Origin of the sequence: Pedobacter sp. WC2423, assembly GCF_040822065.1 — a bacterium.
Taxonomy (GTDB): Bacteria; Bacteroidota; Bacteroidia; order Sphingobacteriales; family Sphingobacteriaceae; genus Pedobacter.
In genome coordinates, this window is record NZ_CP162005.1 from 2,199,088 (window position 1) to 2,214,077 (window position 14,990).

The window sequence follows — 14,990 nt, forward strand, 5'->3', positions numbered from 1 at the left end:
AGTATTTATTTTAAATATTTTTATTCTTTCTCCTATTTCAAGCATTCAGTGGAAAGCCTTATCTTTATCAACAACACTATGACCGACATTCCCAACCTATTTGAAACTGCCAGAACCCCCTCCAATACCTATATAATCACTGATTTTAAGCCCGCTCTTTTCAATACAGTTTTTATATTAAAACACAGTTCCGCTCAGGCTGATACTACGGCACCAAATTATTTCAATCTCGTACCCCAGCACATTTCTATAGGTTACGCCTCTTTTTTCAATAATAGCAGTGCCATTAAATTCCCGCAAGTTGATGTCCGGCTTCATCAAAACAATTTAATTTTATCCTGCCGTTGCTCTGCCATTAAAAGCAGACTATGCGAACACCAGATGCAGGTACTCTTTAACCTGATAGAACGTCCAGAGCTCCGCATTTTTTTTGACCAGCAGCTCAGACATGAAAAAATAAGAACATTCGCGACTGCTTATGGTCTGGAGAATGAAAGTCCTGACGATTTGTTCACCCTGGAATACGCCAATAAGAAATTTGAGATCATTCCTGTGATCAAAGACCTGCTTCCCATCACAAAAGAGAATAATAACCTCCTTAAGGAGCTGCTCTTACCAAAACCAGGGCTTCCATTTTTAAAACATAGCCCTGTAGAAGAAGACACCAATAAGATCCTGGTTTTAAAACAGCACCGTTATTACTCTCATTTTCAGGCAGACTTGCTGGAATGCGCACTAACAGCTACTGGTAAAATAAAAAACCCATTGAAGCAATTGAATGCAATGGATTACATATGGGCGACAGAAAATCCAGAAGAACTAAAATTCTATACAGCAGTCTCCAAATTCCAGCAGAACTATGAAACTGCTCAGGCAGAGGCAGATGTCAATGGACTAAAAGCCCTCGTCAAAAACCCTCTTGAATTAGCTGTCTTTTACCATGACCCGAAGATTTCTCCAAACCTGACTATTAGTTCTATCATCCCAGTCAACCTAAAAAGCCTTCAACTCGACATCCGTCTTGCTGTAAACCTAACAAATGGCTTCTACACGATTTCAGGTGAGCTTATTTTAGAAAACAAAACATACGACCTTAAGTTCCTCAACCTAAAATTCAGCTATTTTATATTTTACAACGACACCCTATACCTCATCGATAACCCGGATTTCCTGAGAGTTGTGGATTTCTTCAGGCAAAATAACAACCATCTGGTGATCCATGAATCAAAATATCCGGAATTTAAAGAAGACATCCTTTCCAGACTAGAGAACAAAATTCATATCAATTACTCTTACCTGAAACCCGCTACCCACGAACAATTAGTAGAAACCCACTTTGATCAGTCCACAGAAAAAATAATTTATCTCTCAGACTCTGAAAACTACGTTTTAATTACCCCCGTAATGAAATATGGGAATGTTGAGGTTCCCGTCCTGTCCAGAAAGCAAATCCATGCCGCAGATCATGCCGGTAATATATTTACCGTAACCCGGGATGAACAGCAGGAGCTGCAGTTTATCTCTTCCATGACCCGTCAGCATCCCCACTTTGAAGAGCAGCTGGACAAAGACTGCTTTTACCTGCATAAAAAACGTTTCCTCGACGAAGGATGGTTCCTGGCTGCCTTTGAAGAATGGCATCAGCAAAACATCACCATACTAGGCTTTAACCAACTTAAGGGCAATCACGTCAACCCTAACAAGGCCAAAATAACCATCGCCGTAAACAGTGGCCTCAACTGGTTTGACACTGCATTCGAAGTCGCATTCGGCAATCAGAAAGTACCGCTCAAACACCTGCACAGATCAATCAGAAATAAAAGCAAATTTGTCAAACTCGGTGACGGCACTATGGGTCTGCTCCCCCAGGAATGGATCGATCGCCTGACTAAATATTTCAATGCCGGAGAGGTCGTAGACGAATCCATCCGTACCCCAAAAGTAAACTTCACTGAAATCACAGACCTTTACGAAGAAGAGGTGTTGTCCACAGTAGTAAAACTGGAACTAAGCGCCTATAAAGCAAAGATTGCAGACTTTAAAAACATCAAAAAAGTAGAAATTCCAGCTGCCCTGAACGCAACCCTTCGTGACTACCAGAAAGAAGGCCTGAACTGGCTGAACTTCCTCGATGAATTTAATTTCGGCGGCTGTCTGGCAGATGATATGGGTTTGGGTAAAACCATCCAGATCATTGCATTTATACTTTCCCAGCGCAATAAAGGTCACCAAAATACCAACCTCATTGTTGTACCCACTACCCTGATCTTTAACTGGCAGGCAGAAATAGCGAAATTTGCCCCCGACCTTAAAATACACACCATTTACGGTGCAGACCGGATAAAAGATCACGAAGACTTCAGCAATTACGAAATTATTCTGACCTCTTATGGCACCCTGCTCTACGATATCAACTGGCTAAAAAACTACTTCTTTAATTATATTTTCCTGGATGAGTCCCAGACTATAAAAAATCCAGACTCCCTGCGTTACAGCGCAGTTCGTTTGCTGCAATCCAGAAATAAGATTGCTATAACTGGTACCCCGATCGAAAATAACACCTTTGACCTTTACGGACAACTCTCCTTTGCCTGTCCCGGATTACTCGGCAGTAAACAATACTTCAGGGACCATTACTCTTCCCCGATAGATAAATTCAAAGACACCCGGGCCGCCACCAACCTAAAAAAGAAGGTGAGTCCCTTTATCCTGCGCAGAACAAAAAAAGAAGTGGCCTCAGAACTCCCGGACAAAACCGAGATGGTGATTTACTGTGAGATGGGCACCACTCAAAAAAACGCCTACGACGCCTGCAAAAACGAGTACAAGAAATTCCTGCTATCCGAAAAAGACGACCACGCAGAAAAGCACACCCTACACATCCTCAAAGGCCTAACCCAGCTCAGACAGATCTGTAACTCTACTGCCCTGCTCAAAGACAACCTTCTTCACGGTGCCACCTCTTCTAAAATCACGACACTGATGGAAGAAATAGACAGTCACTCCCCCCAGCATAAAATCCTGGTATTCTCACAATTCGTGACGATGCTTGACCTGATCAAAAAAGAACTCGAGCACAAGGAGATCCCATTTGAATACCTCAGTGGAAAAACCACAAACAGAGAAAAGAAAGTAGAAAACTTCCAGCAGAACGACAACATACGCGTCTTCCTGATTAGTCTGAAAGCAGGCGGAACCGGCCTTAACCTTACCCAGGCAGACTACGTATACCTCGTAGACCCCTGGTGGAACCCTGCCGTAGAAAACCAGGCTATCGACCGTTGTTACCGGATCGGCCAGAAGAAAAACGTAGTGGCGATCAGATTAATCTGTCCAGACACTATCGAAGAAAAGATCATGAAACTTCAGGAAACAAAAAAGGAGCTCGTTAACGACATCATACAAACCGATACTTCCCTACTAAAGTCACTCTCAAAAGCTGACCTTATCGAACTATTCAGTTAACCCCGAAATTCTCAAAGCTATCCTGAGGGTATTAACGCCCGATACTCCAAAAAGCAATCCCAACAGCAATCCTGATAACAATCCAACAAGTAATCCTAATAATAATCCAACAAGTAAACCACTCACAATCCAACAAGCAATCTTAATAACAATCCAACAAGTAAACCAGAGAAATAAAAAAACCATATGTGTGTTTTCCAGACCTTATTCCCGTTTCAGGGAATTCCAGTCGGAAAACACATATATGGTTTTTTATATTTCCCTTTTACAAAACCCTTTACACAGCAGTAAACTTGTACACCAACCCTTCCCCTTCACTAGAAAACGATAACCCATACTCCCCCCCATCCTCACTCACATAAACCTTTCCCTCAGCAAACCCCGTCAACCCCTTTTTACTAACCTGTTCAAAATAACTCTGAAAATCCTGCTTCAACCCCTCCTCACTCTTTGGCCCACTCGCAAGCGTCTGTTCCGGAAGCGACGACGACCTCATCTTGTCCAACCCTAACATCATAATATCAAAATACCACGAATCCGTCAACTTCATAGCCTCAATAGCTAACCCATCCACGAACCCCAGTAAATTATGTCTGAAACTTGTCCCCTCATCCATAAAAAACCTTAACCCCGTAGACTTCGTCCACTCCGCGCGCTCCCCCACATCACCATTATCACTCACTCCGTAAAAAGCCACCAGATACTCCAGCGACCCCGTTACAATCTTCTCTTCATGATTTATATTCTCATCCAGCACCTGCTGAGAAACACTGCTCATTAACCTGTCAAAATACGAAGAATCCCCCGTAAAGCTCATTCCGGAAATCTTTACTCCCGGTAAACCACCACAACCCCTGCGGGCGAGGATTCCACTCTTGTAAATTTTTATATTCAGTGCCTCTTCCGTTCCCGACTTCACCGTGATTAACACCTGTTCAACTTCAGACTTATTCATCTCTAATAAATTATAAACGAGCAAACCGCCCGGCCGCGAAATTACAATTAAAATTTAGCTATAGCACTTATATTCGTAGACTGACAAGCATTAAATACCCCTAAAGCACCACCAGAAATATTGCTCAGCGGATTCGCTGGGTTATCAGTTTCCTGACCAATAGTCGCATTTAAAGTTCTATAATAATCATAAGTACCCTTATCAATACACTGCAACTCCACCCGCATTAAATCACCATTATTGATCAGCGGATTACCAAACTTCTTATCCGTCTCATAATAAAGCTGATTATCGAAAGTCCTGCCATCGGTCGCATCATCATTGCGAACAAAAGACCCCTTTACCAATATGCCATTTACCCATTGTCTGACTCTGTAATAATTCCCCTTACCCACCGGATCAGTAAACACAGGCACCATAAAAATCTTGTCCTTGTCCAGCTCAAAATATTTTGCATAAAGCTTATCCACCTTAACCGCCTTCAAAGGAATCGCAGAAGTCGCTACATAAGTTTTGCCACTCAACTTTACAGTCATCTGGTAAGTATGACCAGCTATCCCCTGCAACGTACTCGTTGTATAAACACCAGCACTCTTATTCGTTAACATTTCTGTAACCCCCGCAGTTACATCCTTAATTTCGACTACTGCATCATTGCGGCCCACAAAATTATTATCACCACTAAAATCTTTTGTTTCCGAAACACTCACCTGATAAGGCCCCGCATTGGCAGTAATTTCACCCTCAATTACGATTTGTATAGCCGAACCATCCAGCTTTACATCAATCACTTTTTCACAAGCACTGAAAATAAACGGTAATATCAATAAACAGAAAACACGAATACTGCGTCTCATCATTTTAAAATTTAAAGTTGTAAGAAAAAGAAGGAACGAACCTGAACAACGAAGTCTGTACAGCCTGTGTACGGGAACGATCATCAGGATTATCACGGAAAGTAATTGCATAAGCATTTTCACGCCCATAAGCATTATACAATCCAAAAGCCAGCTCAGAAGAGAAGTTTTTACGCTCCTTTAACTTGCACGTGGCACTCAGATCCAACCGGTGATAAGCAGGCATACGGTAAGCATTACGCTGCGTATACAAGAAAACCACCTGGTTATCCGAATAATATTTACCACTCGGGAAAGAAACTGCGTTACCCGTATAATAAACAAAAGTTGCCGAAAGTGACCACTTCTTATTCACCTCATACATCCCAACAACCGAGAGATCATGCGTTCTATCCTGTCTGGCAGCATACCAATCCCCATTATTAATCCCATCGATCATTTTTTCCGAACGCGATAAAGTATAGCCAATCCAACCCGTCAAACGGCCCGTCTTTTTGCGTAATAACAACTCAATCCCGTAAGCCCTGCCCTTACCAAATAAAAGCTGAGGCTCAATCGGATCATTACTTCTGATGTTCGCCCCATCCCTGTAGTCCACCTGGTTATTCATCACCTTATAATACGTTTCCGCACTAAACTCAAAAGTATTATCCTTCAGATTACGGAAATAGCCCAGTGAAACCTGGTCGGAAGTTTCCGGTTTGATAATATTATTAGTAGCGACCCATTTATCCGTTGGACTGCTCGTGGCAGAATTCGACAACTGGTGAATAGACTGTGTATTTCTGCCATAAGCAGCTTTCAAAGACGAAACCGTATTCAGCTGATAAGCCGCAGAAAACCTAGGCTCTAAATTCAGATAAGTTTTTACAATTTTACCCTTATCATAATGAAGCGTATCCGAAATTGTACCTGCACTATTCAATGTATAAAAATTATTATCACCACCTAAAACAGAGAAAGCACTCACACGTACCCCATACTCAACCTTCAAACGATCAGAAGCCTTCCACTCATTACTCGCATAAGCAGCATTTTCCCAGCTATGCGTATAAGCCTGGCTCCGTAAAGTAAAATCGCCACTATACTCACCCGGTTTAATCGTATGATAAATAGAGTTCACCCCAAACTTCCACGTATTGTTCGTATTCGGGTAAAAACTGAATTCCTCCTTCAAATTCCAGTCCTTGATCTGGGAAGTGATCCTTCCATTAAACGAAGAAGAATTTGTCAAGTCAATATTGTACCGGTAATCACTATAAATTAAAGATGTATTAGAAAATAACTTAGGACTGAACTGGTGATTCCACCTTAAAGTAGCCGTTTTATTTCCCCAATCCAGGCCAAATAACCCGCCCAGGCCTAACTTATCCTGTCCAAGATAACCAGATAAGAAAACCTTATCATGCTCTCCAAACTGGTAATTCGCTTTCAGGTTCAAATCATAAAAGTACAAAGCACTCTTTTTGATTACCGTATCACTGCTCGCTTTTAAAAAAGCATCCACATAAGTACGTCTGGCACTGATTAAAAAGGATCCTTTATTCTTTACAATTGGCCCTTCAACCGTTAACCGCGAAGCAATGATCCCAATTCCCCCATTCACACTCAGCTTCTGGTTATTTCCCTCATTCATCTTAACATCCATCACTGAAGACAAACGTCCGCCGTACTGTGCAGGCGTGTTTCCCTTATATAAGGTTACATCCTTAATCGCATCCGAATTGAACGTAGAAAAGAAACCCAGTAAATGTGAAGGATTATAAACGATGGCCTCATCCAGTAAAATCAGGTTCTGATCCGCAGCACCACCTCTCACAAAGAAGCCGCTGTTTCCCTCTCCCGCCGATTTTACACCCGGTAAAAGCTGTACTACTTTGATCAGGTCCCTTTCTCCAAAAAGAACAGGAACCCTGTCAATCTCTTTCATGCTCAGTTTCTCAACCCCCATTTTTGCAGACTTGACACGTTCATCCTTAGGTGCTGCTGAGATTACGACCTCAGAAAGATTATTATCCTGAGGAACCAAAGAAATTTTAAGCTGTATATTTTTATCCAGATTGATTGTTCTGGTATCAATGATATAACCCACAGAACCAATCAGTAATTTATAAAGCCCGCTTTGTGTAGTCAGGGAGAAAAAACCATATTCATTGGAAGTTGTGGAGACATTAGCAGCTCCCTCCACTCTGATTGTCGTGCCAATTAATTGTTCACCCGTCCGGGCGTCTTTCACATAACCGCTGATGGTATGTTTTGTTTGCGCATTGATTTTAAAAGTAGTTAGAAAAATCAGCAAAGATATAATGAACAGTGCTTTTATAGTCATTTAATTTAAACGGTTTCTGGAAATATGCGCTAAACTAAATAAAATTGCACGTAGAAATTGTTAAATCTGCAAATAAATATTTCTTAACTGTTAAATACAATCCTAAAGTGCCGTGAATTCCAGCACTGCCACATCAGCAAGAATGATCTGATCACCCGTTTTCAAAATATACCCCACTTGCGTGGAATTTAACTTATGTGTAGTTTCATCTTTCGCCGCTCTTACTTTAGTTTTATTTCCCGGAGGCACTCCACCCTCATCAGCATATAACTTAAAACAGGCCTGCTGCCCGTCCCATTCCACATGTGCATGCTGTCTGCTGATATATTTATTACTATCCTGAGCCTCAGCCGGAAAAGCGATCATATTTTGTCTGAAACTACCATCACTTCCCTGTACATTACTTTCTCTGCCTATATTAATCCGTCCTGTTTCTGCCTTAATCACATAAACCTCCTGTTCAGCCCGGCCGGTAATTACCTTTAAACTTGCAGTTAAGCTACTTTCACGACCAGCAGCAGCGGTCGAACCAGAACTCTTCAGTACCAATCCTACTTTAAGCTGGGTACGCTGAATCACACCTTCCGGAAACTCAGTCACATAATGCACTATCAACTTCCATCCATCAGGAAGATCCAAGGCAAAATTATCAGCAATGCGCTGTACCTCCTCCTGAAACTTTTCAGGTGCAGCGCTATATAAAGCAGTCTCATAATTAAATAACTCTTCCGCTCTTACCCTGACAAAAAGCTCCAGTGCTTTTAAATATTTGCCCTCTCCACCATCCAGCTGTTGCAGCTCTTCTTTAATAAACTGCAAAATCTCATCCCTTAAACCCTTGGCATCTAAAGGTGTATTTCCTTTATTCTTCTTGAAAAAATCAAACATCCTTAATTCAATTAATTTATACTTTTCATATACCCCTTACTAACCAGCAAAGGAATTACACTTTCTGCAGCTACCCTTACAGCCTCCGAAGAACCTTTGGTTGCTTCAACCCGGATACACACTACTGTATAACCCGGCTCAGTTGCTTTAGGTGCAAAAAACACATACCAGCCATCATTGACTTTTTTCTTTTTAATAATCCGCTCAGGCGTACCCGTTTTACCCGCAACAGCAATTCCAAATATCCCGGCCTTGCGCGCACTCTGTTCAATCATATACTGTTTTAACAAAGCTGCAGCTTCAGGATTTTTCGCCAATACTACACCATCCTTTTCTTTAATAGTTGAATCTGCCAATTTCAATACGTAACGGTTAGGCACTAAAACCCCGCCATTTGCAATAGCTGAGCCTAAACGTGCTATAGCAGCAGGGGTGGAAATCAATTCTCCCTGTCCCCAGGCCATACCAGAAATGCCCGTTGCCCGGTTCCGGTAAATATTATTCGGATTATAAGCGCTGCTAAATTCAGTTTTGCGCCATAAATCAAGCCAGCGCTGTTCCTGTTCATCATTGACAGATTTGCGGCCATAATAATAACCACCAACCCCATGCAAAAACATACCAGTTTTCAAATATAGCTCTCCCATTTGTTCCTGCAGATGCTGCTGATTCGCCAACTTGATAAAGTAAACATTATTTGATTTCACAATAGCTTGCTCCATATCTATCACACCCGTTTCATCCGGTTCAGCACCACGCGTACGGATCCTTTCATTTGCTTTGACCAGGTAAGTTTGCTGCGCAGCAGCTAAACCTAATTTATTAAAACCAGCCATAGCCGTCAATAATTTGGCCGTAGAACCAGGCTGAGTAGCAATTGCGAAACCCGGATCTGCCGTAGTTGTCCAGGAATCCAGTTTATTCTGATCCGAAAGAGTCATCGTCAACTGCTCCCAGTTCTTAACCGGAGGCAGAGGATAAGCGGCCGATGCCAGTACATCCCCTGTATTAGAAGACATGACTACTACAGAGACTCTGCTTTTGCTTAATTTAGGATCATTCGCTAAACGCGCCTGTAAATGCGTCTGTAAACTCGCATCCACACTTAACTTCACTTCCCGGTTACGCTTTTTAAAAGTCTGTATTTCTGTACTATCCAGACCCGAAACCAACAAAGAAGTCAATGCCGAATAATCCTTTTTAAGTACAGTCATCTCCTTTGGCCCTGCTGGCAAAAAACGATCCTCCTTATAACGGGAAGCGATCATAGTATAACTTGTCAAAGGCATTTTAAAACCTCTTAATTCTGCCGCATGTTCATATTCCGCAAAATATCCGTTGATACCGCCACTAAACACACCAGTATTTGCATCACCCGTCCAAAAGAACATTTGCTCTTCAAAAGGATAATAACGCGTCACCCTTTTATGCCTGGCAGAATCCAGTTTATAATCAACCGCACCAGCTTCACGCAATTCCTGCATTTGCTTTTTAACCAACTCAGGATTACTTGTTGCTAAAATCAATCCTGAACGGTCATATATAGTTCCCGCTTCCAGTTTTTTCATCAATATCCCTATCCTGGGATTATAACTGAACATCCGGCTTCCGCTTTTATCAGCGACTAAGGCTGGTTTAACTACCCATGCACGCGTATTAAAACTATAACGCGAAATATTGATCACCAACAATAAGATAGCCGCACAAGCAGCAATTAATGCCGGAACCAGGTTTTTGTCCTGCTGACCCGTTAAATATTTCATCTGTACAGCCGTTCCCCTTACTGAAGAAGCTGACAATAAAAATCCAGCAGCGACCAGGTTAATTACCAGAGAAGATCCGCCATAACTTTCAAAAGGAAGGGATACCCCCGATAAAGGCAATGCGCCAATCGATCCGCCGGCAATCAGTAAAAACTGTATGAAAGTACAGATACCGATCCCCGCACAAATGTAAAACAAGAATGGGGTTCCCGTTCGCCGGCCAATAATAACCGAACGATGCAAATAGATTAAAAATAAGATAAAAATACAAGTAATCCCTGTCCATCCAAACTCCTCCCCAATGGCAGGAAGAATCATATCTGTATGCGCTTCGGGAATAGTTTTCGCAAAACCCTCCCCAGTGCCCTGTCCCGTAATTCCACCTGTAGCAATGCCCCAAAGACCATTTGCTACCTGATCGCCCCCATAAACTTCATTGTTCCAGGCATCCTGCCAGATCGCTTTCCTGTCAGACAGTCTGGCTACCGGCCCGGGAACAATTTTATCCAGGTAAGGAATTTTATCAATCGTTAAAAAGGCTGTAATCACGATCAGCGCCATCACTGCCGACTCGCTCATAGATTTGCGTTTCAGCACATGATATAAAACTAAAACAGCGAAAGTAATCAAAGCATCCAGCCACACATTCTTTACAAACCAGGCCACCAGTACATATAAAAGTACAAAAGCTGCCATTTCCATAAAGTCTCCCCTTGAAAAAGAGAAAAGCAGGATAAAAGTAAAGCAGATCACGATTGCCGGACCCAGATCACCTAACAATAAAAATAAGAACAGCGTAAATAAGATCGCTGCCAATGCAAAAGAGAAAAATGACCAGCGTTTTTTCCAGCTCGAATAAGTCGCAATAAACTGTTCATTCTGCGCAAAGAAACCCGCTAAAAATAAGACCACAAGATATTTAACTACCTCGCTTGGCTGTACCCCCAGCAAATTCACTTTTACACCACTGCCTTCAGGCCCCCCGCCGAATAATAAAGTCCCCGCCAAAAGTGCCATTCCCAACGCAATCCATGGCCATCCATTCGCAGCAGAACGCGCTTTAAAAACCAGTAAACGATATAAATCAGCATCAGCCGTAAAGCGTTTGATATTTAAAAACAATAAAACGCCTAAACCCACAACACCAAAATACAGGAACCACAAAGAATCAACCGCCAGAAAACGATCTCTCACCGGGTCCTGCAAACTCAGTAAAGTCAGAAAAGACAGCCCGGTCAATAACATTAAAAGGGGCAAAATCAATTGATCAGCCTCCGGAAATTTAAAAGACAACAACAAATGCAACACGACAAAGGCCAGTAAAAAACCACCCGCAACACACCAGTACCCAACTTTAAACTGATCGGGTGTGCGCACAATTAAAGCCCCGTCATTTTTCAGCATCGTAAACTCGCGCGAAGAAAGCAATCTGACCATATGCGGCATTTCACTAAAATTAAGTTGCTTAGCACCATTGAGCTCCTGTACCCCCTTAACCTGTCCAAACTCAAAACCCGGCTTTAAAGGGATCACTTCATAAGCTTTTCCTTCAGGCAATTGTGTAAATGAATACTGACCCGATGCATCCGTACGGGCATAAGCCTTAAATGATTTCGCTTCTAAACTATCCGCAGAAAGAACAGTAGATAAACGTACCAGAACCCCGGCTACCGCATCCCCTTTATGTTCAATCCTCCCCTTAAGTACCCCATTGCCCATACCTGAGGCTTTAACTGCAGGTATGGCAGGTGCATTATTTTTTTCCTGTGCAAAACGAACTTCATCATCCCCGGTAAATCCAAGCAATGACCTGGACACGGCTACTCTTTTCTTAAAAGCAGATCCGCCATTGCGATAAGCATCATCAGCCAGCACATTAAACTTTCGCTTATTCAGATCACCCACATTGGTAAAAGACAAGCCTTTTGCTTCTTGTGCAGCAATAGAATTGCTAATAACTTCTACGTCAAGCGGATCTTCCAGATAATAACCCCTTGTCAATAACGCTTTAACAGCTTTAGCAGGTTCAGGTGCATTTAAGTTCACCACCGTTCCATCCTTCAGGCGCTGGTCCACATCTTTTATCCGTGCTTGCAATACGCCAAATAATCTGACGAACAGCACCACCAGTAAAATAGTGATCAGCCCCAAAAACAAGCGTTCCTGCCCTCTGCCTTTAACTTCAGTATCTTTCTTATCCATACTTATTTCTTAGCCAGCGAATCAGCTGCATAATTACGCTTGGACAATCTGCCATTCACATAAAACTGGTCTGGAAAAACAAACCTGACCTGTACAGGATAATTAACTTTATTAAAACGTATATTTTTCAAGTCCAGCGCATTGTTATAGGAAACTATACCTGTTTCAAAATTTTCCAGTAACAGCTGATCAATCTTCACATATTTACATTTTGGAGAAAGAATCAGCGCAGTCCCTTTGTAGGCCGGATCACTTTGAAAAACAATATTCCCTTTAGTTTTCAGAATAAGTGTGTCCCGGTCTATACTCAGCGCCTGGCTTAAACGGACAGGTACTTTAAAAACCGTATCCGCAAGTAATAATGTGTCTCCCTTTAAACTTAAGAGCATATCACTGATCTTTTTTTCCTGAGGATTTAATCCAGGTTTGACCGGCGTAACCAAAACCGTTCCCGGCTGTTCTAATTTTGTTCCTTCAGCAGTATGGTATAAAAACAACCAGATGGTTGTCCCTAAAAACAATAAACATAAAGCAGTTAATAATATGATCAATCCTTTACCACGCTTTTGCTGAACTGCATTTTGTTCAGGCAAAGCTTTAACCGAACCTTTTAAAGGCTCAGCGGTAGCATAAGACTCAGCAGCAACATAAGGCTCAGCAACAGCACTGGCCACTATCGGCTTAACACGCTCCGATTTTGAAAACTCATAAGAAGCACGGACTTTATCATTTTTTGCCAGTACGACAGTTACATTATCCTTACCGCCCGCCAGGTTTGCTTCCTCCACTAAACGCGCTGCCTTTACCGCAAGTGTTTCCGGCCCGTTCAGTACCGCAGTAATCAATGCTGCATCTACCATATCCGTTAGTCCATCACTGCAAAGCAAAATCAAATCATCCGGTAAAAACGGAGAAGAACCTGTTTCAAAGTAAGGATCTGTCATTCCCATCCGGCTTGCAAGTCCCAACGCCTGGTTAATCTGGTTCCGCTTAGGATGCTGCATAGCCGCTTCCTCAGTGAGCCTGCCAGAATCTTCCAGAAAACCTACAAAAGACTGATCATGCGAAATCTTAACCAATGAATGATCACGGAACAGATACAATCTCGTATCTCCCACATGTACGTAATGCAACAGATTATTCTGCCTGTCTATCACTGCAAGTGTAGCTACACAGGCCATATCCATTAATTCCAGATCACCCTTTTTATGTGTGGCAATCTCTTCATTAGCCAGGTAAAAAACCCGGCTTAACTGACTGATCAAATCCGGCTCAATCGTTTCCAGCTCCCTTAAGATAACTTCTTTAGTGAGCGCTGCCGCAATTTCACCACCAGCATAACCACCTACACCATCAATTACACCAGCAATCATGAATTTGTTGTGCATGACTTCCTGCGTAATAAATTCATCTTCATTATTAGCCCTTACCCTGCCGGTGTCAGTAATTCCAAATAAACGATCCGCCATTATTTCTGTGATTTTTTAATATCTGTAAAATGCCATATCAGCAATAAAACTCCTAAAGCCAACAACCCGATTGATAAATAATTTCCCATCCGGAGCTAAGGTTTGAAAATGTTGATCCCGATAATACCATTCAGCAGTACCTTCGAATTAAACGGAAGTACTACCCAATCCGGAGCATCTACCGAACTGCGGTATACCTCCACCTCGTTTACCATTGTTTTCTCTCCAAAAGAAGCCAGGTAAAACTTACCTTCTGCTTCCTCATAACGGATGCTCAAATGAGGTGTATTCACCCAATCCGAAGGAATACTAAAAATATAAGGTTCTTTTCGCTCTTCGTCCTTACCAGAGATCAATATCTCCTGTGTAGTCATCAGGTATTCCAGCTTTTTACCTCTGAAATTCTGATCTGGCATAATCGTTTCAAAGCGTGCAAGAATCTGATCAGATTTCCCCTTAACCAATTTAGCATTTTCAAGATCCATCGCATAAGGCAGCTCATAATAGCCCTCACTATAATAGGTGAAGCCATTTAAAATATCCTGGTTGACATCCAGTGTTTCTGCAATTCCTGTTTGCCTTGGAATAAAAGTGACTCTTAAATTCTCCTCTTTTTTAGTACTTCCAGGCAATAATTTCCCGATAAACCCTTTATCCCCACGTTCATAATCCGGATGAGAGGCCAGTCTGAAAACCCATTTAGAGCTTGAAGGCTCCACCGTTTTACCTGCTTTACGATGTTCTTTTAAAACTTCGTAAAACTGGTTTACCGACTCATGCACAATGATTCCGAACAAGCCCTGTTTATGATCCAGAAACTCTTTATAATCCTCCTCGTTGAAACAAATAATGTATTCATGATAAAAAACTACCCGGTTCGCAAAAGAAAGCTGCCCAATAGACTCTTTGAATTTATCCAGTATATATTTATAAACTTCGTCAGGCGTTAAACCTTTGACTACTTTTTTAGCTTTACTTTTTTCTGTTGGAAGAAACCAGTCCTGAAGACCTGTCTTTTTCCAGAAAGTTGACTTTTCTGCCATGTTATTCTTTTTTATGTAG

Annotated in this window: 8 protein-coding genes; 1 reads left to right on the forward strand and 7 read right to left on the reverse strand. The window is 41.9% G+C overall.

All coding sequences use genetic code 11. From position 1 onward, the window contains the following. Positions 1-78 precede the first annotated feature (78 nt). Complete coding sequence (locus tag AB3G38_RS08825; RefSeq protein ID WP_367868125.1) at positions 79-3,465, forward strand: DEAD/DEAH box helicase; 3,387 nt, start codon at positions 79-81, stop codon at positions 3,463-3,465. Positions 3,466-3,742: 277 nt separating this feature from the next. Here AB3G38_RS08825 and AB3G38_RS08830 read toward each other — a convergent pair whose 3' ends face one another. The 7 genes from AB3G38_RS08830 to AB3G38_RS08860 form a co-directional block, all read right to left on the reverse strand. Then, a complete protein-coding gene (locus AB3G38_RS08830; RefSeq protein ID WP_367868126.1) occupies positions 3,743-4,420 on the reverse strand; it encodes a hypothetical protein in 678 nt (225 codons plus the stop codon). A gap of 47 nt (positions 4,421-4,467) precedes the next feature. Next, positions 4,468-5,280, reverse strand: coding sequence for a DUF4249 domain-containing protein (locus AB3G38_RS08835; RefSeq protein WP_367868127.1), 813 nt, complete (start codon positions 5,278-5,280; stop codon positions 4,468-4,470). A gap of 1 nt (position 5,281) precedes the next feature. Continuing rightward, positions 5,282-7,606, reverse strand: a complete 2,325-nt coding sequence (locus AB3G38_RS08840; RefSeq protein WP_367868128.1) for a TonB-dependent receptor — start codon at positions 7,604-7,606, stop codon at positions 5,282-5,284. A gap of 102 nt (positions 7,607-7,708) precedes the next feature. Continuing rightward, positions 7,709-8,494: an FHA domain-containing protein gene (locus AB3G38_RS08845; protein ID WP_367868129.1), complete on the reverse strand. Its 786-nt coding sequence runs from the start codon at positions 8,492-8,494 to the stop codon at positions 7,709-7,711. Positions 8,495-8,505: 11 nt separating this feature from the next. Next, entirely contained in the window at positions 8,506-12,459 is a 3,954-nt protein-coding gene (locus tag AB3G38_RS08850; protein WP_367868130.1) for an FtsW/RodA/SpoVE family cell cycle protein, read from the reverse strand. 2 nt (positions 12,460-12,461) lie between these two features. Next, on the reverse strand, positions 12,462-13,928 hold the full coding sequence (locus AB3G38_RS08855; protein WP_367868131.1) for a PP2C family serine/threonine-protein phosphatase: 1,467 nt from the start codon (positions 13,926-13,928) through the stop codon (positions 12,462-12,464). Positions 13,929-14,023: 95 nt separating this feature from the next. After that, positions 14,024-14,971, reverse strand: a complete 948-nt coding sequence (locus AB3G38_RS08860; protein WP_367868132.1) for a hypothetical protein — start codon at positions 14,969-14,971, stop codon at positions 14,024-14,026. Positions 14,972-14,990: the final 19 nt, after the last annotated feature.